Origin of the sequence: Actinomadura coerulea, from assembly GCF_014208105.1 — a bacterium.
Classification (GTDB): domain Bacteria; phylum Actinomycetota; class Actinomycetes; order Streptosporangiales; family Streptosporangiaceae; genus Spirillospora; species Spirillospora coerulea.
This window is the reverse complement of record NZ_JACHMQ010000001.1, coordinates 4,204,074-4,224,424: the sequence shown is the minus strand read 5'-3', so window position 1 is coordinate 4,224,424 and position 20,351 is coordinate 4,204,074. Positions and strand designations below refer to the sequence as shown.

The 20,351-nt window shown below is 73.2% G+C and carries 17 protein-coding genes; 3 read left to right on the top strand and 14 right to left on the bottom strand.

Annotated features, from left to right (window positions below; translation table 11 throughout):
• Positions 1-57: 57 nt before the first annotated feature.
• From BKA00_RS19280 to BKA00_RS19245, 8 genes are all read right to left on the bottom strand, one after another.
• Complete coding sequence (locus BKA00_RS19280; protein ID WP_185026932.1) at positions 58-636, bottom strand: alkaline shock response membrane anchor protein AmaP; 579 nt, start codon at positions 634-636, stop codon at positions 58-60.
• The gene (locus BKA00_RS19275; RefSeq protein ID WP_185026930.1) at positions 636-1,244 is read right to left on the bottom strand and encodes a DUF6286 domain-containing protein; all 609 of its coding nucleotides are present in this window, start codon (positions 1,242-1,244) and stop codon (positions 636-638) included. Before BKA00_RS19275 ends, BKA00_RS19280 begins: the two co-directional genes overlap by 1 nt.
• Positions 1,241-1,594: an Asp23/Gls24 family envelope stress response protein gene (locus BKA00_RS19270; protein ID WP_185026928.1), complete on the bottom strand. Its 354-nt coding sequence runs from the start codon at positions 1,592-1,594 to the stop codon at positions 1,241-1,243. Before BKA00_RS19270 ends, BKA00_RS19275 begins: the two co-directional genes overlap by 4 nt.
• Positions 1,591-1,782: a hypothetical protein gene (locus BKA00_RS19265; protein WP_185026926.1), complete on the bottom strand. Its 192-nt coding sequence runs from the start codon at positions 1,780-1,782 to the stop codon at positions 1,591-1,593. The genes BKA00_RS19270 and BKA00_RS19265 overlap by 4 nt, the downstream gene beginning before the upstream one ends.
• Before the next feature lie 42 nt (positions 1,783-1,824).
• On the bottom strand, positions 1,825-2,214 hold the full coding sequence (locus BKA00_RS19260) for a hypothetical protein (RefSeq protein ID WP_230298558.1): 390 nt from the start codon (positions 2,212-2,214) through the stop codon (positions 1,825-1,827).
• The gene (locus tag BKA00_RS19255) at positions 2,211-2,681 is read right to left on the bottom strand and encodes an Asp23/Gls24 family envelope stress response protein (protein WP_185026924.1); all 471 of its coding nucleotides are present in this window, start codon (positions 2,679-2,681) and stop codon (positions 2,211-2,213) included. The genes BKA00_RS19260 and BKA00_RS19255 overlap by 4 nt, the downstream gene beginning before the upstream one ends.
• Before the next feature lie 144 nt (positions 2,682-2,825).
• The gene (locus tag BKA00_RS19250; protein ID WP_185026922.1) at positions 2,826-3,998 is read right to left on the bottom strand and encodes an FxsB family cyclophane-forming radical SAM/SPASM peptide maturase; all 1,173 of its coding nucleotides are present in this window, start codon (positions 3,996-3,998) and stop codon (positions 2,826-2,828) included.
• Complete coding sequence (locus tag BKA00_RS19245) at positions 3,995-5,365, bottom strand: HEXXH motif domain-containing protein (protein ID WP_185026920.1); 1,371 nt, start codon at positions 5,363-5,365, stop codon at positions 3,995-3,997. Before BKA00_RS19245 ends, BKA00_RS19250 begins: the two co-directional genes overlap by 4 nt.
• 698 nt (positions 5,366-6,063) lie before the next feature.
• On the opposite strand from BKA00_RS19245, the gene BKA00_RS19240 reads away from it, so the two are divergent.
• From BKA00_RS19240 to BKA00_RS19230, 3 genes are read left to right on the top strand one after another with little or no spacing between them, the layout of a single operon-like run.
• Positions 6,064-6,555, top strand: coding sequence for a hypothetical protein (locus BKA00_RS19240; protein ID WP_185026918.1), 492 nt, complete (start codon positions 6,064-6,066; stop codon positions 6,553-6,555).
• Entirely contained in the window at positions 6,552-7,559 is a 1,008-nt protein-coding gene (locus BKA00_RS19235) for an ATP-binding protein (RefSeq protein WP_185026916.1), read from the top strand. The genes BKA00_RS19240 and BKA00_RS19235 overlap by 4 nt, the downstream gene beginning before the upstream one ends.
• A complete protein-coding gene (locus BKA00_RS19230) occupies positions 7,556-10,006 on the top strand; it encodes an ATP-binding protein (protein ID WP_185026914.1) in 2,451 nt (816 codons plus the stop codon). The genes BKA00_RS19235 and BKA00_RS19230 overlap by 4 nt, the downstream gene beginning before the upstream one ends.
• A gap of 24 nt (positions 10,007-10,030) precedes the next feature.
• Here BKA00_RS19230 and BKA00_RS19225 read toward each other — a convergent pair whose 3' ends face one another.
• The 6 genes from BKA00_RS19225 to BKA00_RS19200 form a co-directional block, all read right to left on the bottom strand.
• A complete protein-coding gene (locus BKA00_RS19225; RefSeq protein ID WP_185026912.1) occupies positions 10,031-10,969 on the bottom strand; it encodes a hypothetical protein in 939 nt (312 codons plus the stop codon).
• Positions 10,970-10,996: 27 nt separating this feature from the next.
• Entirely contained in the window at positions 10,997-14,905 is a 3,909-nt protein-coding gene (fxsT, locus tag BKA00_RS19220; RefSeq protein ID WP_185026909.1) for an FxSxx-COOH system tetratricopeptide repeat protein, read from the bottom strand.
• Positions 14,906-15,003: 98 nt separating this feature from the next.
• Positions 15,004-15,174, bottom strand: coding sequence for a hypothetical protein (locus tag BKA00_RS19215; RefSeq protein ID WP_185026907.1), 171 nt, complete (start codon positions 15,172-15,174; stop codon positions 15,004-15,006).
• A gap of 202 nt (positions 15,175-15,376) precedes the next feature.
• Positions 15,377-16,699 (bottom strand): hypothetical protein, encoded by a 1,323-nt coding sequence (locus tag BKA00_RS19210; RefSeq protein WP_185026905.1) that lies wholly within the window; start codon positions 16,697-16,699, stop codon positions 15,377-15,379.
• A 410-nt stretch (positions 16,700-17,109) separates the two neighbouring features.
• Positions 17,110-19,119, bottom strand: coding sequence for an ABC transporter ATP-binding protein (locus BKA00_RS19205; RefSeq protein ID WP_185026903.1), 2,010 nt, complete (start codon positions 19,117-19,119; stop codon positions 17,110-17,112).
• A 341-nt stretch (positions 19,120-19,460) separates the two neighbouring features.
• A complete protein-coding gene (locus tag BKA00_RS19200; RefSeq protein WP_230298557.1) occupies positions 19,461-20,267 on the bottom strand; it encodes an SAM-dependent methyltransferase in 807 nt (268 codons plus the stop codon).
• Between the last annotated feature and the right edge of the window lie 84 nt (positions 20,268-20,351).

Below are 20,351 nucleotides of genomic sequence, written 5' to 3'. Positions count from 1 at the left end.
CGGCCGGCACCGAGCCGACCGGTGGGAGGGCGGCTTCCGCGGAGGCGCCGAGGTCCGTCAGACGACGGTCGCGGGCTGCTCCCGGGGCGTCAGCCGCAGCCGTACCACGGCGGGGATCGACTCGCGTTCGAGGGCGGTGCAGAGCCGGGGGAGGGCCTCGTCCTGAATGCGGCGCCGCAGTTCGGCCGGATCCGCCTCCTGCCCGTAGAGGATGCTGAGCCGCAGCCCGGCCCCCTTCGGCGAGCGGACCAGCAGGGCCCGCGCCCTGCGCACGCCCGGGTAGTCGCCGATCTCGGTCTCCAGCGCGTCCGTGATGGCCTTGGCCTCCACCCGCGTCGCGCCGGCCCTGATGTCCGGCTCCAGCGAGAGGCCCCGCAACCGGCTCGAACGGAGTTGCGCGAGCATCCAGGCCAGCCCCAGCAGCACCAGGACGACGGCCACCGCGGCGACGGCGGGCCAGAACCAGCCATGGCCGTCGGCGAAGCGGCGCGCCTGCGCGGTGAGCACGGGGCCGGAGGCCCTGGCGCTCCCGAAGGCGCCGAAGCCGCGTGCGAGGCCGAGCCCCCCGGCGGCGGCGAGGACCAGGCCGAGAAGGATCAGGCCCGTGCGGTTGACGTGCGCGTTGCGGCGGTCCATCAGGTCTCCCGGTGCTTCATGCGCACCATGACGGAGCGGGCGGGGAGGGGGTCGAGCCGGTCGAGCCGGTCCCGCACCGCCTCGGTGATCTCCGCGTCCAGGCCCGCGGGATCGCGCACGGGCGTCTCCGCGACCACCCGCACCCGCCGGCGCCCCAGGCGGACCCTGCCGACCCCCGACACGCCCGGCGCGCCCTCGGCCGCGGCGGCGACGGAGCGCTTGAGGCCCCGCCTGCTCACGCCCATCATCAGGCTCGGGTCCCGCCCGTGCAGCGGGACGATCCGCGACCTGCCCGGCAGCACGGCGGCCAGCACGAACCAGAGGCCGATCAGTGCGAGGGCGGCGAAGACCGCGCGAGCGTACACGCCGTCCCAGTTCGCGTCCCGCACCCACCCGTAGGGGAAGACGTGCACCGAGCCGTTCAGCGCCGCCGAGATCACCTCGATCGCCGTCAGCACACCGGCCGCCGTCATCAGCAGCGCGGCCGCGAGGGCCGGAAGCACCCGGTGCGAGCGGAACGTGTGCCTCGCGGCGCGGTCGGCCTTCCGCGTCGAGGCGGGCCGCGTGCTCGGCTCAGTGGCGGGCCGCGCCCCGGCCTGGGCGGTCACCGCACGGTCCTCTCACCCGCGGTGGGGCGCCCGAGCTCGGCCACCTCGATGTCCACCTGCCCGACGGTGAGACCGGTCAGCTCCGTCACCCGCTCGCGCACCCGTTCGCGCACCTCGCGGGCGACCGCGCGGACCGGCATCGGGTAGGCCACCGACAGCGCCACCTTGGCCGTGACGATGTCGCCGTGCACCCGCACCTCCGTGCGGGCGGGCCCCCGCCCGGAGACCGGGACGCCGACGACGGTCCGGCCGAGCCCGCCGGACGCCTCGACGTCCTGGGCCGCCTCGGCGACGATGCGCGCGACGGACCGTTCGCGGATCGTCGTCCTGCCCCGCTCGTCGTCGCTCATCGCGGCCGCCGCCCCGTGCGGCTCGTCGAGAAGACCTGCCCGAGGTCGAGGCTGCCCTCGATGACCCGGCCGATCACGAAGCCGAGGGCGCCGAGGAACAGGACCAGGAAGAACGCGCCGGCGCCGCCGAACGCTCCGGCGAACCCCAGTGCCAGCCCGACGACCAGGCCGATCACAGGCCACGGCACTCGCACATCCATCTCGATCACCCTTTCGGCTCGGCGGGGTTCTCAGCCGCCATCGGCCACGTCCCCGATCACCACGTCCACCGTCCGCCGGCCCGCGAGCGGGCGGACCAGACGCCGTACGTCCTCGGCGATCTCGGCGAAGGGCCGTCCGTACCGGACGACCACCCCCACCTCGACCACCTCGTCGTGCACCGCGACCCCCGCGTAGGGGGGCCCGGCGCGGTAGGTCGCGATCCAGCCGCGCGGACCGGCCGTCAGTCCGAGGACGTCCGGGCAGGCCGCGGCCGCCGCGCCGATCCGCTCCGCCAGGTCGGCGAGCGGCTCCCCGCGGCCGGGCGCCGCGCCCGGCCGGGCGGCCGCCGCCTCCGGCCCGCCGGACGGTTCCCCGCCCGGCACGGCCCGCGGCCCCGCCGCCTCCGTCCGGGAGATCATCGAACTCGGGACTCCTCGCGCCGCGGCTCCGGCGGCTCCTCGTCCGCCACGTGGACGTCGTCCACGGTGATGTTCACCTCGACGACCTCCAGGCCGCACATGTGCTCGATCTCGTTGGCGACGTTGGTGCGCACGGCGGCGGCCAGGTCCGGGATGGACAGGCCGTACTCCACGACGAGGTCGATGTCGACGGCCGCCTGGCGCTCGCCGACCTGCACGGCGACGCCCTGCGTGCTGTCGGCCGTCACCCCCGGGAGGCGCTCCCGGACCGACCCGATCGTCCGGGACATGCCCGCGCCCATCTCGTACACCCCGCCGACCTGCCGGGCGGCCATGGTGGCGATCTTCGCCACGACGTCGTCGGCGATCCGCGTGCTGCCGCTGGACGTGACGAGCTCGCTCGACCCTCCGTCGGCACCCCGCTTGCGCGTCGTCCCGACCGCACCCTGCTCGGCTCCCTGACTCACGATGCCCCCCTGCCACGCGTCGGCTGACCTGCGGATGATGCTCACGGAGCGTCACCTAAAACAGTCATACGGTCAAAGAGCGGGTCAATATCCCACTAAGCTTGATGAAGGAGACGCCCCACTCGGCGCGCGCCGGACGGGTATTCAGACCGCGGGACCGCGCTCGGAGGGACGGGCCGCGGCCAGGTCCTCGGACACGCGGCCCCGCACGTGCTCGATGAGACGGATCATGTCCGGGCAGTAGACCGTGGGGTTGTCGAAGCCCGTCCCGTGCCGGTAGCGGTGGGCCTGAAGGCCGCCCCCGCACACGGCGACCAGCGGGCAGGCCCGGCACCGCTCGCACAGGCCCGCCGCGCCGAGCTGCCGCTCGACGGCGGCCGGCAGGGCGCGCGCCGCCTCCAGGGAGTCGCGCAGGACGTTCAGGCCGGTGCCGGCGGAGGCGGCGGTCACGGGCTTGAGCAGGTCGGAATACTCGATCGCGCCGTCGGTCTCGATGACGGCGTACCGGACGGGGGCGAGCCCGAGCCCCTCGTTGCCGACGGTTCCGCCGAGCAGCAGGGTGAGCAGGTCGCTGAACGTCCGCACGTCCGCCGGCGGTTCCGCCGCGCCGTACCAGCGGTCGAAGATCTCGATGAGCCAGTCGGCGTACGGGGTGGCGGGCGACCCCTCGGCGCGTCCCGGGGGAGGCGCCGACCAGGTCCCGTGGGGGAGGAGGAAGTCCACGCGGGGCGGGCGGTGGCGCAGCAGCGCCTCGTAGGTCGCGACGGGGTCGTTGCGGAGGTCGATCGTGCAGAGGATGCCCGAGAACAGGTGCCGGTACGGGCCGGTGGACAGGTCGTCCAGGGCGGCCGACACCGAGGCGTGGCTTCCCCGGCCGTCCGGCAGGCGGCGGTGCCGGTCCTGCGCGGCGGCGTCGCCGTCCATGCTCACGCCGATCCGGACGCCGAGCCGGTCGAGCTGGGCGAGGCGGGCCCCGGTCAGCCGGGTGCCGTTCGTCTGCACGAAGAACGACGCGGCCACGCCTTCGGCGCGCACGGACCGGACCACCCGCTCGACGAGGGGCGGCGCCGCCAGCAGCGGCTCGCCTCCGTGCAGCACGACCTCGACCGAGGGGAGCGCGTGCTCGCGGACGTGGTCCCCGATGCGCCGCGCGGCGGCGTCGACCACCTCGGCCGGCATCGCGACCGGACGGTCGCGCCAGCTCTGGTCGCCCATCTCGTACACGTAGCAGTAGTCGCAGGCCAGGTTGCAGCGGCTGTGGATCTTGAGGACGAACTCCCGGAAGGGCAGCGCCTCCCGCGGCGCGGACGGGCTCATGCGACCGGATCCGGCAGGTCGCGGACCGTTCGCAGGCAGCCGGGCAGCGGCCCGTTGGCGGCGATCCAGTGCTCGCGGTGCGCGGTGGAGCGCTCCGCCGCCAGCGCGGCGGCCGGCCCCGGGACCGGCTCGGCGCGCCACTGCTCCAGCACGTGCCGCATCCCGTGGACGAACCGCTCGGTGAGCGCGGGCAGGCGGTCGCGCGAGCAGAGCTGGACGAGCCCGAGCCGCACCGCTTCGCGCCAGTGCGCGTACTCCAGATGCGCCGCCAGGGCGTGCTCGCCCCGCTCCAGCCAGCGCTGCCGCCGCCAGAACCGCGCGACGCCGAGGAAGGCGTACGTGCCGTGCAGCAGACCGGAGAACGGCCGCGGGTCGGGGCGCCAGGGCGCGTAGTACCGGCGGCCGTCGTCCCCGGGCAGCAGCCTCACCGCGTCGGTGATCGCCGCCAGCTTGCCGTGCTGGGCCTCGTGGACGAGTGTGACCGCGAGCTGCGTCGGAATGACCGGCAGGGACAGCGCGACGCAGCCGTAATGCTCCCGCGAGGTGGCGCTGCGGAACTCGTCGCCGGAAGACCGCAGGGGCGTGAGCGTGGACACCGTGCCGGAGAGCTCGCGCGCGCTGGCCCGGTGGTGGCGCGACAGCAGCTCCCAGGCGTCGCCGAGCGTCCGCTCCAGTTCGGCGACGGCTCCCTCGGAGAGCCGCTCGGCTCCGGCTGACGACACGCGGGGGAAGCGGAACGGGTCGACATCGTCGAGCAGGATCTCGAACCCGGCTCTCCCGGCGGGCTGGGCGCGGAGGGTGCGCAGCCCCTGCCAGCCCGGCGCGTCCGTGGTCCCGTCGGTGGGGATCGCCGAACTCGTCCGCCCGGCCGTGGCGACGACCTCCCGGCCGTCATGGACGATCCGCACGGTCCCGGCGTCCTGCGGAGCCGTGAGGACGCCCACCGAGGGCAGGGTCACCGTGCCGCTGGAGACGGGGACGGTGAACGTGCCCGCGCGGCGTCCGCGGATGGCGGCGGCCGCGGCCATCCCGGCGAGCTGCGCGGGGCGCGCGCCGGGCGGGTCGCCGGGCGATGCGCCGCCCCGCAGCACGCGCAGCGCGTGTAGGCCCCATCCGCCGGTCGAGGGGTGCGTGATGACGGCCGCGGCGGCGTCGGGGGCGCGCCGCTTCAGCTCCATCAGCTGCTCGAAGCCGTGCCGGGCCGCCGCGGCCTCCGGGTGGCCGGTGCGGTGGGCGGCGTCCACCACCGAGCGCAGCAGCAGCAGGTTCCGGCTGTGCTGGATCGCTCCCAGCGACTCGATCGCACCGGACGTCGCCATTCCCGAGGCGAGCGAGTCGAATTCGGTACCGGAAAAGGAATGATTCATCAATGTCATAAAGCCCGGCCTTCCGCCGAACGTCCGATCACCAGCATTTTAGTCCGCATTTCGTGATCGTTGAACATCGCCGGCCCTCTCGCACGCTCCGGTCGCCCGGCGGGGACTCTTGCCGTCCGGTAGCGAGTCCGTGACTTGTCCCCCGTTGGGCGGTACCTGCCCGCTATTCTGACCGCGGAGGACGATCAATGAGTGTTCGCAGGCTGTTCTTCTGCATGGCCGGTCTGCTGCTCATCGGGTGCGTGAGCCGCCCGTTCGGCGCGGCCGCGGAATCGCCGGCCTCGTTATCGGACGCCCCTCCTCCCTCGTCCGCGGCGTCCCCCGGCGGGGGAGACCGCCGGGACGCCGCCACCGTCTACTGCCTGTCCCGCCCCGGTCAGATGACCACGGCCCTCCTGGCGCTCGGACTCCCCGTCCCCGGAGCCGCGCCCGCACCCGCGCCCACCGGCGCACCGCCGGGGACACCGGCGCCCACGGCCTCACCCCCCATGGCGTCACCTCCCACGACCTCACCCTCCCCGCGGACCCCGTCCGGAGCGTCACCGTGGCCGACTGCGGCCGCTCGCACTCCGGGGCCCGCGGAACTGCAAGCCTGGTCCGTACGCAACAGAACTGACTTCGACCGCGCCTGCGACGCCCTGATAGGTGCCCAGACCGTTTCCCGGGAGAAGAAGGGATCATCGTTCTGGGTGTCCGCCGCAAAGGTTTTCGGCCCGCTTCTGCTGGGCGCCCTGCTCACTCTCTTCACCACCGAATGGAGAGCGTCCGTGGACCGCGGCCGGAAAGAGGGGCTCGAACTCCGGAGGCTGGCCAGGGAATTCCTCACCGCGGCGAGCGACTACGCCGAGAGGCGCAGGACGGCCGGGCAGCCGTCCGTCCAGCCCCTGCACGACACCGCGCGGGAACTGGCGCTCCGGCTGGAGGAGATCAAGGCTCGCCGCCCCTGGTGGCGCACCCTGTCCCCGGTGCTCGCCGCACTCGCCCCGGACAGGCTGGACGAAGCGGTCGCCTCGGGGTGGAACGGGCTGAGCGACCAGGCCAGACAGACCAGGCACGCGGCGGTCATGGAGGTCGTCCACCGGATCGACGCCCAGGTCGGCGGCACCGCACGGGCCCTGGAGCACCCGTGGCGTCCACCGGTCCTCCGCTGGTTCGCGTTCTGGCAGAAGGTGCCCTCGTGACGAGCGACCTCCGGACGCCGAACGGGCGCCTCTCGGCGGGCAACCCGCTCCGTCTGGTGCGTTACGCCGACAGGCCGCCGCTGGCCCTGGAACCGCACCGCGTCGGCAAGCACGCGGATCACTACGTGGAGACCAGTTCGTTCACCGAGTGTTTCGCCGCATTCCAAGACGAGTTTGACGATATCGAAACAATCCGCGACCGCGGCCACCTCGTCTTCGTCCACGGATTGCAGGGCACCGGAAAGACGTCCCTGATCTGCAGATGCGTCCATTTCCTCAAGGAGCTCCCCGGCTCGGTCGACCTGCAGGTCGTCGACGCCAGAACGCTGATCGGCCCGGTCGGGACCCCGGAGCGGCGGATGCTCGGACTCGTCTTCAAGATCTGCTCCCAGCTGATGGAGAGCCCGCATTTCTCGGGCTCGCAGTCGCGGCTGGCGCGCCTGCAGAGCGTGATCAAGGACGTCGACCGGCTCAAGGAGCGGGAGGGCCTCACCGCGGACCGGGTGAGGGACGAGGTCGCCACCATGCTCTGGGAGATCGGCCTGGGCTCCACCGACGACGGGCCGCTGGTCGTGGTCATCCTCCCGCGCTCGGCGAACCTGCTCGACGTGCGGTTCTACGCCGAGGTCGTCCAGCCCTGCATGCTGTTCTTCGCGGAGTTCGAGGACGAGGACGCCGATCAGGGGCACCCGCCCTTCGGCGGCAACATCTCCGTCATCCCGCTGCGCCCCCGCCCGCTGGCCGTCGAGGACGGGTGGACATTCGTCAGGCAGCGCCTCTACCAGAAAACGGCCCGCCGCGAATCCCTGAATATCCGGGAAGACCATATCAAGGCGCTTATGACCGCATGGAACGGGACCATGACGATAAAGCTTCTGGTAGAAGGGCTGGCGGAGGTCTTCGAAAAGATCATTAGGGCTGACAGTCCACGCGACGTGAGTTACAGTGATCTGGCGTCCCAGTTCGTCCTGCCCCCGCCGAGCGAAGAAACGGGCTCCTCATGACCGCTGATCATGAGCCGTCACCGGCGGCACGGCGCAATCCCTTTCCTCCCGGGGCGTCCGCGGCGCTCGGCGAACTGCCGGGCGAGGTGGTCAGCCTCGACACCCCGGCGATCCTCACCGTGCGGCGCGTGGTCGACGACTACCTCGCACGGAGCCTGATCCTCTGGCGGGACGTGCGATCCCAGCAGGCCCCCGGCCGGAACGGCGGCCAGGCGGACTCGCGGGAGCTGACCGACGACGAGGCGGTGCGGGCCTCCTCCACCGGCGCGAACGGCGAGGTCATCGCCGTCTCCGGTGAGGCGGGCACCGGCAAGACGCACCTGCTCAACACCCTGGTCCACCGGTTACGCCATCCGCCGCCCGGCGCCGCGATCCCGCGCAAGATCATTCCTCTGTCGGCGCAGGCCTCCGACTTCGGCACGCTGTACCGGGCCTCCTTCATCACCAGGTTCCACCTCGACGAGCTCAAGGACGTCGCCCTCGGCTACTACGCCGACGTCGTCGCCGAGCGGCTCCGGATCGACTTCCCCCACCTGGCCGAACAGGCCGCGGCGCTGGAGCGGCGCGACCCGGGTCTCGACCCCCGCGCCCTCGCGCGGCAGGCCGGACTGGCGGCCAAGGTGCCGAGGCAGCTCCAGGAGCGGCTCTGGCAGGTGACCGGGAACAAGCAGTTCGGCACCGCCTTCGCCTTGCTGGCCGACGTGCAGCTCGCCCTCGCGGTGATGGACTGGCTGGCCAGCGGCGCGCCCCCCGACGCCCGCCTCCAGGAGCAGGGGATCACCGGGGCCCTGTCGTCCAACGCCCAGATGCTCGACTGCATGGGCGCGCTCACCAGCCTCTACGGACGGCAGGGGCTGCACTTCGCACTCGTCATCGACGACATCGAGAAGCTGCTCGGCCGCCCCGACCCGCTCCTGCCGGACACGGCGAACACGGCCGAGACCCTGAAGTCGTTCCACAAGCTGCTGCGCACGTTCGTGGAGAGCGGCGGCCTGCTCGTGCTCGGCGGCCTCCCGTCCTACCTCGACCAGCTCCCCGAGGACTCCAAGTCCCGGATCCGCACCCGCATCTCGCCGTCCCCCCTGGACGGCGAGCAGATCGCCGAGTACGTCCGGCTCCGCCAGGGCGGCGTGCTCGAACCGTTCGAGCGGTCGGCCTGCGACGCGATCCACCGGCTCACCGGCGGCAGCCCCCGGCAGGTCGTCAGGCTCTGCTACCGCAGCTTCCAGCTCACCGTGCCGCCCGCGCGGGTGGACGCGCCCGCCGTCCACACGGCGGCGCGGCAGGAGAACCTCGGCTACGTGGTGCCGCTGGACGACCTCCTGTCGAACGTCTCGGAGATCCTCAACGGCCGGGGCTGGATGGCCGAGACGAGCTACCCCCTGCTGCCGGAGCGCGAGCGGCCCGACTTCTGGATCCCGATGCCCCCCGGGCAGGACCGCGCGGGCTGCGCGATCGTGGTGAGCGCGCCGCTGGTGCAGGCGGAGGAGGCCGAGCCGCTGATCCGCCGCGTCCAGGCCATCCGCCGCGACAGCCCGAAGCGCCGCGTCGTCGTGGTGACGGGATTCCTCAGCGAGGAGATCCGCCCCTCCCTGACCCAGGCGTGCGGAGCACCGCCGATCGTGTACCTCGCCGACCGGTTCCACGACGTCCTCACCGCCCGCCTGGACGAGCTGAACCGGGAGATCATCGGCCACCGCGCCGGCCCCGCGGCCTCCGACGGCGACATCGCGATGATGCACGACTCGATGGAGCGGATCAGGCGGCAGGTGACCGCCTCGCACGACCACCTGCTCAGCCTGCAGAGCCAGGTCGAGCAGATCCGCCAGCAGGCCGACCGGCAGCTCCAGGCGATCAGAAGGGACCTGGTGCGCCCGCCCGCGGTGCCCGCCGGAGCGGCCGCCGAGCCCGAGCGGCCCGGACGCGACCTGCCGGACACCGTGGCCCGGCCCTTCACCCGCGCGCTCCAGTCCCTCGCGGCGATCGACGACGTCGACGCCTACATCGGGCGCTCCTTCGACCTGTCCCGCGACGACGCGGCCACCGCCGGGGCCATGCTCAGCTACCGGCTGCGCCGCTACGAGATCTTCGAGGCGATCGGGGTGGGCATGGTGCTGCGGCGGCTCGTGACCTCGTTCGAGGAGTCCGTCGCCGGCTGGCTCGCGCGCGTGCGGTCCCGGCCGGGCCCCACCGCCGACGACCTGGCACGGCTGGACCGGCTCTGCGAGGCGTTCGACGCCAGCTACGACGCCGTCCCGCTGTCGGCGCTGAGCCAGCTCGGCAGCCTGTCCGAGGACGCGGTCCCCGGCCTGAGCGGCTCGGTCGCCCAGGTCGCGATCGTGGACAGCCTGGACGAACTGAGCGGCCGCGTCCGGCGCGGCGTCCTCCTCGCCGCCGAGGACGCCGGCGGCGGCACCGGCCCGGCGTCCGGCCCCGCGCCCGTCTGAGAGGCCTCCGCCGCCTCCCGGTCCTCACGGGGCGGAACCGCCGCCGGCGTACTCGTCGATGATCGTTTCGAGGCGCCTGTCGGCGTCCCACACGTTCTTCTGCCGCAGGGTGACGCCGAAGAGCGCCAGGTCGTCCGGCAGGCAGCGGTAGTACAGCGCCCCCTGCTCGACGTCCATGACGAGCCGGGACGGCCGCCCCCGCAGAGCGGGCCCGAGCCGGTACGCCAGGGACCGCACGAGCTGCCGCGAGGCGAGGAAGATCTCCTCGTAGCGCTTCCTGTGCTCGGCGACCGAGACCTTGCGGAAGTACGTTCCGAGGCCGTCGTCGGTGAGGACGTCGGTGCTGAAGAGGTGGTCGCCGCCGCGGTGGCCCGACAGGTAGTGCAGGTCGAGGGGGGAGACGCGGCGCCGGCCGATCTCCACCAGGCGGGGGTCGGCGCCCGGGGCCTCGAACAGGACGGGCGCCGGTCCGGGGACGTCCGGCAGCGCCGGGGCGGACGTGCTGTAGCCGCCGAGGTTCTCGGGACCCAGCGAGTAGAGTTCGCGCACCCGGTCGGAGATCTGCGCCATCTGCCGGTCGCCGCGCTCGACCGCCGCGCCCTCCCGCGCGACGCCGAACTGCGTCTCCCCCGGACGCAGCGAGATGTAGTAGACGCCGCCCGCGTCGCAGGACAGGACGAGGCGGATGAGCCGCCCGCTGTCCAGCGACGCCGTCCACGAGTCGATCTTGGCGAAGGTCGGGCCCAGCCTGCCGCCGATCTGGTCGTGGAGCCTTCTGTCCTCCGGTGTCAGATCCGCGTCCTCGACGGCGAACCGGAACATGCCGTCGATGAAGTTCGCGGTGTGCGCCAGCCCGGCGGCGCCCTCGAAGACCTCCCTCACCGTGTTCTCCAGCAGCAGCGTTCCCGGGCTCTCGTCGATGTGCCCCGCGCGCCGCGTGATGGTCCTCGGGGTCTCGCTCACTCGGTCTCCTCTCCGGGTCCGGCGGTCTCAGATCTGCGGCGCGTCCCACTGGAACGCGCGGCGCTCGGTGCCCGGCGCCTCGTTCCGCAGCCGCGCCCGGGTGTGGGCGAGGTTCCCGCGCACGGCGAGGGCCCACGGATGCTCGTCGTCGGGGTAGCCGGACGGGAGGCGCTCCTCGGCCTGCTCGTCGAGGTCGAGGGCCTCGTCGTAGCGGCCGAGGGCCATCAGCGCGTCGGCGTGGTCGACCAGCGCCCCCACCACGTACGGATGGTCGTCGTCCAGCCGCTCGCGCAGCAGGTTCAGGGCGGTGGCGCTCTGCTCCGCGGCGAGGTCGGCCTCGCCGAGGGCGAGGGTGTAGACCGACAGGTTGCAGCGGGCGAGCTGGACGAACGGGTGCCTCTCGTCGTACAGGGCGAGGTAGCCCATGACGGCCCGGCCCGCCTCGTCGCGCGCGGCCTCGTACGCGCCGCAGGCGTCCTCGGCCGCGGCGACGGCCAGCCGGCAGGCGAGCGTCTCGTAGTTCTCGCCGGGGTGGACGTCCAGATGGATCTTCAGCAGCCTGCGCAGCTCGTCACGGTCGTCGCCGCGCGCCTCGGGGTCGCCGGGCCGGTGCCGGCGGGTGATGCGCTGCTGGCGCTGGGCGCACAGCAGATGGAGGTTGGCGGCGTCGTCCCGGTGGAGCTCGCGGAGGACGGCGACCGAGTGGGTCAGCTCCCGCGCCGAGTCGCCGTACCGGCCGAGGCGGCGCAGCAGCGCGCCGATCTTGTAGGCGGAGATCGCGAGCGACTGACGGTCGCCGGGCTCGACCCGCCGCTGCCGCTCCCGGTTGCGCCGCTCGATCGCCAGCGCCTCCCGGACGGAGGTGTCCTGCCCGTCCAGGGTCAGCGACAGCGTGAGGTTCATGGCGGCGGTCCGGGTCAGCTCGTGGTCGTCGCCCAGCTCGCGGCGCAGCCCGATCAGGGTCGCGCGGTCGCGGACGAGCGCGGTGCCGAAGTCGCCGGCCTGCCGCAGGTCGGCGGCGTACCCCCGCGCGCCCATCAGCGTCCGGATGTCGGCGTATCCGAGGCGCATCTGCCGGTTGAGCGCGTCCTCGGAGATGCGCGCCGCCTCCTCGAAACGGCCGAGCGCCCTCAGGAGGTTGGCGCGCTGCACCTCGACGCGCAGCAGCAGCGGATCGTCGGCGCCCAGGCGCTCGCGCCAGTCGGCCGACAGCCGCTCGGCGACGCCGAGGCCGAGCGCGCGGTCGTTGCCGTCCCCGGCGAGGTACAGGTGGCGCACGTGGCAGGCCAGCCAGCGGCGGACGGGCCGCTCGCCGCTCGTGAGCGCCTCGCTGACGGACAGGTGCCGCTGGAGCTCGGCGAACGTGGCGGCGTGGTAGGGCCGGTCGACCTCGGCGTCGGCGGGCGCGAACGCGGCGAGGACGCGGTGCACCTCGGCGGTCACGCGGTCGCGCTCGCCGTCCCGCAGCGAATCGCGGATGATCTTCTGGACCATCCGGTGGACGCGCAGTTCGCCGCCGAGCTCGTGGTCCACCTCGGCCAGGCCGTACCGGGTCAGCCGGACGAGCAGCGCCTCCAGGCGCACGGAGTCCTCGGCGAGGTCGGGCCAGTGCGCCTCCAGCGCGGCGAGCATGGCGGGGGAGAACAGCAGCCGGCGCCCCACGCCGTCCGGCGACAGGAACGCCGCCATCCGCATCAGGTGCACGGCGGCCCCGCCCGAGCCGAGCTGGCGCAGGGCGTCGAGGGTCAGCCCGAGGACGATCCGGGCGGTCAGCAGGTCGGCCTCTTCCCGGCGGCCCGCCGCGTCGCGCGCGCCCGCCCCGCCTGCCGGAGCCGCGGGAGCGTGCCGCGCGGCCGCGACGCCCTCGGCGAAGAGGCTGGTGAACGTCTCGACCGCGTCCTCGACCGCCTCCATCTCGCGGAAGGCGCCCGCGGACGCCGCCGCCCCGGAACCGGGCTCCGCGGGACGGGCCGCGCCGCGCTGCCTCCAGTCGGCGTGGCGTTCCACCCACGCCGCGGCCAGCGCCACGTTCAGGGGGAGGTCGCGCATGTGGCGCGCGAGCCGGTCGACGTGCTCGTCGGAGAGCGCGGGGACCCTCCTGCGGAACAGCTCCCGGCTCTCGTCCCTGGTGAACGGCCCCGCCCGGGTGGACTTCTCGACCCGCCGGACCAGCGTTCCGCTCCTGAGGGTCCCGACGTCCCCGCCCGTGATGACGACGTGGTTGCCCCGGGTGGTCTCGGGCACGAGATCGGTCAGGTCCTCGGCCCGCTCGACGTTGTCGTAGATCAGCAGCCAGGTCCCGGCGCGGTTGACCTCCTCCCTGACGAACTGCGCGACGGGGTCGCCCGCGGCGGTCGCGGGCCGGCGGCCGCCGCCGGGGGCCTCGACCGCCTCGTGCATGGCGGTGAGGGCGGCCCGCACGCTCCCGGCCGACGCCGCGGTGATCCACCAGATCGCGTCGTAGTCGCCCGAGAACCGGAGGGCGTACTCCAGGGCGAGCCTGCTCTTCCCGGTGCCGGCCGCCCCGTTGATCATGTAGATGCCGTCGCGGTCCGAGCCGAGCAGCGCGTCGCGCATCCGCTCGAGCTCCGCGCCCCGCTCCACGAAGGCGCCCGCGGACGGGGGCAGGCGGCGATACGCGGGCGCCCGGCCCGGGAACCGGGGGTCGCCCAAGACCTCCCCGGGGGCGGGCGGCGTGCGGGACGGCATCAGCCGCTGGAACAGCTCGTCGCGGGCGGCCGACTCGTTCAGGGCGAAAAGGTCGATCCGCGCGGACGGCGCGACGCCCGGGGCCGGATCCTCGGGGGACAGCCGGAGGTACCAGTGGGCGCCGGGGACCGGCGTCCCGGCCCCCGCCGCCTCGGGGCCGACGACGATGACGACGTCGTCGTCGCGGACCGGGCCCTCCCCGGCGGGACGCAGGTGCGTCGAGCGCAGCTGGACGCCGAGCCAGTCGGCCCAGGCGCGCTGGGCGGGCTCGTAGATCACTCGGTAGCGGCGCGTGCGCAGCGCGTCGTCGGCGCCGATGCGCGCCCGGTACGCCTCGACCGCCTCGGCCGTGGCCCGCGGCGGGTCGAACCCCTCGTCGTCGAGGACGGTGCGGAGCACGTCCCGGTAGGCCGTGAGGAGCCCGGGGGACGAACGGTCCCCCGCGAACACGGCGAGCCTCGCGGCGACGGCGGCATCGGCGACCTTGGGGATCGCCATCCGCTGCCAGTACGCGTCGCGTGCCGCGGGCGTCGTCGTGCCGGGGAAGAGCCACGCGAACGCCACGCCCGCCCTGCCGCGCACGCTGAGGGACGACGCGTCCTCCACCTGCATGAGAACCGGCAGGATCCGGGGGACCACCGTGGCCTTCAGCTCCCGGGCGAGCGCCTCGCCGGCCGCGATGCCGCCGGAGTCGGCCCTGACCCCGATGGCCACGGTGTCGGCGAGCCTCGCCAGGGCCTCCGCAGGGAGGCCGGCGGCGTCGACGAGCACGTGGTCGTAGGAGGTGCGGCGCAGCCCCTCGCGCAGAGCGGCGACGAACCGGCGCAGGTCGGCGGCCTCCAGCTCGCTCCAGTGGCCGCGGGCGCCGCCGGAGCCCCGCGCGGGGAGGAGGTCCACCCGCCCGGCGATCGGCGGGCCGGGCGGCTCCCGGTGCCGCAGGAGGGGCAGCAGGTCGAACCCGTGGGGGGCGCTCCGGCCGCCGGAGCCGAACCCGCGGGCGAGGTCGAGGAGCCCGGCCTCACCGGAGCCGTCGCCGGCGAACCGCCTCGCGTGGTCCTCCAGGGCGGGCGACGCGAGGTCGCCGTCGACCAGCAGCACGGCACGGCCGGCGAGTGCCAGCATCCAGGCGAGGTCGGCGAGGGCGGTGGTGCAGCCCGCGCCGCGCTCCGGCGAGGTGAGGGCGATGACGTTCGGCGGGCCGCTGCGCGGCGCGACGTGGGGGACCAACGCGGCTCCTTCGGGACCTCGCGCCCGGCGGCGGGCCGTCGCCCGCGCCGCGGACGCCGCTCACAACTGCAACATTCGCGACCTTTCGCACAACCCTTTCATATTCGCGCATTGAACGTGAGATACAAGGCCGATTCCTGGAGGTTCTCGTAATAGATTCGGTTGACGGCTCTGCGGAGGGCCTCGCTCGGCAGGGCGTCCATTTGATCGAGATCGAAGTCGGTCACGTCGATGATGGTGGTCGGGAGTTCCTCACTCGCATCGTCCATCGATCACTCTATTCGGCTGGTACGGCACTTCTTTGGGGCTGACCGAATTCGGCCGCACGGGTCAAGGCCACTTCCGTCATCCCGCAGGGGCATGGTCGAGGCTAGCCTCATCCCGCAATGACGACTATGTCCCATGGCGCGTTTTCCGTGTTCCGCAGGAACGAATCATGGGGCGTCTCCGCGTCGCGTCGCGTCCGAGGGATCACGTTTCCGGGTCGGCGCCGGGAGCGGAGGCGCACGCGTCGGTCTCGGGGGACGGCCGGGGATCCGGCGGGCCGGACGCCGGCGCGGCGCCGGACAGCGCACCGGGCCGGAACGCGCCCGTCCCCGGCGGGCCCGGCTCGTCGGCCGGGGGGTGCGGCGGATCGCCGGCGTACCGGTTCAGCACCCCGTTGGAGGCGTAGTGCAGGACGTTCACGACCAGGATCGCCGGCGCGACGATCCCGACGGTGCCGCGGAAGTCGGGCTCCAGCGCCAGCGCCAGGATGATCGCTGTGATCCCGTTCTGCTGGCCGAGGGCCAGATGGACGCGGTCGCGACCGCTCAGCCCGTGCTCCAGCACGGGCACCACGAGCAGCGAGATCAGCGCCTGGGCGCCGAAGGCCGCGACGCCCAGCACCACTGCCGGCAGCAGGTCGACGCCGTCCACCAGCAGCAGGCCGAGGGCGAAGGAGGCGACCAGGAAGGCGGTCGCCACGGCGCGGTCGACCACCTTCGCGTACGCGCCGACTCTGAGGAAGAGACCGATCACGGCCACGGCGAGCATCAGCATCCACTGGGCCGCGACCAGGAAGACGACCGGCAGCACCGCCAGGGAGAGCAGGTCGGCGAACCGCCCGCCCGCCTCCGCTCCCCGCCGCGCGGAGGGCCGGGCGACCGCCGGGCCGGGGGCGGGTGCAACGGGTTTCCGCAGGCCCCGCAGTGCGACGAAGACGCCGAAGGCCGCGGCCGCCAGCGCGAGGTTCAATCCCAGATCGGTAAGATAGGCGCCGAGCCCGTCCTCCGACGGACCGGCCTTCGGCGATCCGTCCCGTCCGGAAAGCCGGAAGGCGAGTATCGAGAAGTAGAGGGAGAGGAGAACGGTCACGGGGTCGTCGAACGAGGCCCAGGCGAACAGGAGCGCCTTCGCCCGCGCCGACATCCGGCTGTTCGCCCGCATCGCGGCCACCGACAGGGGGTCGATCTGCGCGACGGCGATACCGAGGACCAGGTAGCGGGCGTCGTGGAACACCAGCAGCATCACGCCGGCGATCAGGACGGCCTTGATGACGACGCCCAGCGTGACGGCCACCAGCACGCCCCGGGCGTCCCGCCGGAGGGCCCCGAGATCGATCTCGTGCGTGCTCCCGTACAGGCCGATGGCCAGCAGGAACCCGGCGAGGAAGGAGTACCAGGCCGAGCCCGCGAGATCACCCGGATGGACGAGGGCGCCCGCGCCGAGCCCCGCCGCCGTGGCGAGCAGCGCCCCGACGACGATGAGGGGAACGATCCGCGACAGCCGTCTCCACGATACGCGCGCACCCAAAAGGCGTTCTCCGTTCCACGGGCCGCCCGCGCCCTCGGGAGCGGGCCGGCGTCCGGATCGACGGACCCCCTCAGCCGAGAACATCATAAAAAATGATCAACCGCCGCCGGAAGCCCGGCCCGGTATTCGCCGACTTACCGCCTGACCGAATCCGGCAACGCGCGGTAAGAGCGATGAGTGCGTTTCAGACGTCCGAAACGAATCCGGCATCTCCCTCAAACTGCCGGGACGCCGAAAACCGTCATGTCGTCGGGGCGCGGGACCGCCGGGAGTCAGAGTGTTCGCGAGAACAGCAGGTCAGCTGCGCCTAGCGTCCGGCCGTCGATGGTATCACCGGCCCTGGGAACGCCCCCTGCACCGCCATTTCTCGCCAACGCTGGCTTCCGTCAGCGGCATGGTCGGCGCGCGGGTCACTGATATCCCGAGCCGTGCGGGGAGCTGGATCCTGGATTGGCGGCGAAGGCGTCTGCGTCTTCGCCTTGGCGGTATGCCGACGCCTGTAGTTCGTACAGTTCGGCGTAGAGGCCGTTCTGGGCGATGAGTTCCCGGTGGGTGCCGTGTTCGGTGACGCGTCCGCCGTCGAGGACGTAGATGCGGTCGGCGTGGCGGACGCTCGCGAGCCGGTGGGTGATCAGCAGGACGGTGCGGCCGTGCTGGGCGGCGTGCCGGCGGATCTGGTCGAACAGGTGGTGTTCGGCGCGGGCGTCGAGTGCGGCGGTGGGTTCGTCGCAGATCAGCAGGGGCGCGTCCCGGTAGAAGCCGCGCGCGGCCGCCAGCCGCTGCCACTGGCCGCCCGACAGTTCGCATCCGTTGGCGAAGCGCTTGTCCAGGAGGGTGTCGAGGCCGAGGGGCAGGGTGGCGATGACCGAGTCGGCGCCGGCGTTGGTCGCGGCCTCGTCGACGTTCGCCCGAACGTCGGCGGCGGCCAGGTCGTCGCCCATGGTGATGTTGTCGGCGGCGGTCATCGGCCAGTGGGTGTGGTCCTGGGCGACGACGGCGATGGCCCGCCGCAGGGCCTCGGGGGCCAGGTCGCTCACGCGGGTGTCGTCCCAGCGGACCGCGCCGCCCTGCGGGGCGTAGAGGCCGGCGAGGATCTTGGCGAGGGTCGTCTTCCCCGATCCGTTCTCCCCGACCAGCGCGACGATCTCCCCGCGGCCGAGCCGCACCGACACCCCGCGCAGCGATGGCTTGTCGCTGTCGGGATAGGCGAAGGTCACCTCCTCGGCATGGATCTCTCCGAACCCCCGCAGCGCCGCGAGCTGCCTCTCCAAGTCGCCCGGCTCGCCGGCGCGAGACCGCTGGACGCGCTGCTCGGCGTTCTGGCAGTAGGCCATGTAGTCGCTGAAGTACAGGCCGTCCTCGTAGCAGCGGTTCAGGGCGTAGACGAGGTTGACGAGAGAGGTCTGACCGGCGCGGATCGCCAGGACGGCCGTCCCGGCCACCGCGAGCGGCATCACGCCTCGCCACAGGAGCAGCCCCAGCGCCGTGTACATCAACGCGGTCGCGACACCCTTGAGGACGTCGCCCCACACCTGCGACATCGTCTGCCGCCGCGCCAGGTCGAGGAGCACGCGGCGGACGTGGGCGGCCAGCGCGGCGTACTGGCGCAGCAGGAAGGCCCGGACGGTGAAGGAGCGGACCTCGGCGGCGTGGCGCCGCTCCGTCATCAGGTCCGACATGATCCAGCTCCGCCGCCGCACCTCCACCAGATCCAGCTGGGTCAGGTATCCCAGCCGGGCCGCGCGGACCGCCGCCCATCCCTCGGGCAGCGCGGTCAGCAGCAGCAGCGGAAGCAGCACCGGGTGCAGCACGCCGAGCGCCCCTGCCGCCGCCGCGACGCCGACGGCGGCGGTGAACAGGTCCACCGCGTTGTCGACCATGGACGGGGCCGAGTCCACGCCCCGCATGCGGGCCCGGTGCAGGTCGTCCTGGAACTCGGCGTCGTCGAACGCCGCCAGCTCGATCGCGGTCGTCAGCTCGTACAGCCGCTGCTCGACGATCTGCTCGACCTGCGGGCGCAGCCGGGCCTGCGCCCACTGCGCCGCCGCCGAGAACGCCGCGCGGACCGTGACCGCGGCCCCCACCAGCACCAGCTCCGGTGCGGCGGCCCGCACCCGGTCCGGGGTCGGGCCCGCCGAGAACAGCGCGGTCAGCACCCCGGTGGTGGCCAGCAGGCCGAACGCGGTGAACACCCCGGCGGCCACGTTGAACGCGATGGTGGCGGCCAGGTCCCGGGGGCCCGCCCGCCACGCGAGCCGCATCACCTGCCTGATCAGAGTCGGCAGCCGCCGCGCCATGGTGAGCATGCCGGTGTCCGACAGTTCGGCGGCCTTGCGATACCACTTGTGCTCGGTCAGGGCCGGCCCCACGGGCGCCTCGACCGGCGCGGCGGCGCGGCGGCGGCGCAGCGGCAGCCTCATGGGCCCACCTCCGGGGTCGGCGACGTCTCGCGATCACTGGAGCGGGCGACGATGGTCATGGGACCGGCCTCCGGGCAGGGGGGACGGGCACCACCCTCTGTGCCGCGCCCGGCCGCGAGGAAGGGTTGCCGCGGTCTTTGGGCCCGCGCTCCCGGGGCACAGTTCTCCACCCGCCCGGTAAGCCCCCGATGCCCCGGATAATGTGATCGTTTCTCGTCGAGTGGTTCGCCCGCCAGGAGGGGGCCACGCCTCGTCCTGCGAACGCGGGACGCCGTCAGCCTCCCCGCCCGGCGGCTGCGGTGGGGGAACTGGTTCTGGGTCATGCTGTCCAGGAACGGGCGTCAGCTTGTCCGGCCGACGCCTCCGTAAAGCCATTTGCCGACATCGTCGGCCGGTTTATCCGTCTCGTCGTCTTCGGGATTCCACGTGTCGATGGTGACCAGACCGGGATCGACGAGCTCGAAACCGTCGAAGAAAAGCTCGATGTCGGTCTTGTCGCGGAAATAGATCGGGGTGGGAGTGGCCGCGTAGGCCCCCTCGATCTGCTCGACGGCCTCCGCGGAGTGCCCTTCCGTCGTCACATGCGTCGCGGCGAGATGGCTGCCCGGCGCGAGCGCCTCCCGCAGGGGCGCCATGACGTCCTCCCGCTCCTCCAGGGTGAGGAAGTGCGTCATGGCGATCATCAGCACGCCGACCGGAGCGGCGAAGTCGATCAGCCCGGTGCGCCGGGCGTGGCCGAGGACCTCGCCGGGCCGGCGCATGTCGGCCTGGGCGACGGTGGTGAACTCGTTGGTCGCGAGCAGTGCGCGCCCGTGCACCAGGACCACCGGATCGCTGTCGACGTACACGACGCGGGCGTCCGGGACGATCTCGTGGGCGATCTCGTGGGTGTTGCCGACGGTCGGCAGCCCCGAGCCGATGTCGAGGAACTGCCGGATTCCCCGGCGCGCCATGTACCGCACGGAGCGGCGCAGGAACGAGCGGTTCTCCAGGGCGAGCTCGCCGATCTCCGGCATGGCCTGCGCGACCCGATCCGCCGCGTCCCGGTCGACCTGGAAGTTGTCTTTTCCGTGCAGGTAGTAGTCGTACATGCGGGCGACGCTCGGCCGAGTGAGATCGATTTCCGGGGACAGGCCGTTCTCGGCCACGTACGACCTCCACCCAAGATCAAGTTATTTCCGGGGAAAGACTAGCCCGGCCGGGACGCGGTGGCCAAGTCCGGCCGGATGATC

Bases quoted from the DNA above. Each gene is read 5' to 3' on its own strand.
- BKA00_RS19245 (WP_185026920.1), bottom strand. From the start codon at position 5,365: ATGAATCATTCCTTTTCCGGTACCGAATTCGACTCGCTCGCCTCGGGA.
- BKA00_RS19270 (WP_185026928.1), bottom strand. From the start codon at position 1,594: ATGAGCGACGACGAGCGGGGCAGGACGACGATCCGCGAACGGTCCGTC.
- BKA00_RS19280 (WP_185026932.1), bottom strand. From the start codon at position 636: ATGGACCGCCGCAACGCGCACGTCAACCGCACGGGCCTGATCCTTCTC.
- BKA00_RS19250 (WP_185026922.1), bottom strand. From the start codon at position 3,998: ATGAGCCCGTCCGCGCCGCGGGAGGCGCTGCCCTTCCGGGAGTTCGTC.
- BKA00_RS19205 (WP_185026903.1), bottom strand. From the start codon at position 19,119: ATGAGGCTGCCGCTGCGCCGCCGCCGCGCCGCCGCGCCGGTCGAGGCG.
- BKA00_RS19230 (WP_185026914.1), top strand. From the start codon at position 7,556: ATGACCGCTGATCATGAGCCGTCACCGGCGGCACGGCGCAATCCCTTT.
- BKA00_RS19260 (WP_230298558.1), bottom strand. From the start codon at position 2,214: ATGATCTCCCGGACGGAGGCGGCGGGGCCGCGGGCCGTGCCGGGCGGG.
- BKA00_RS19215 (WP_185026907.1), bottom strand. From the start codon at position 15,174: ATGGACGATGCGAGTGAGGAACTCCCGACCACCATCATCGACGTGACC.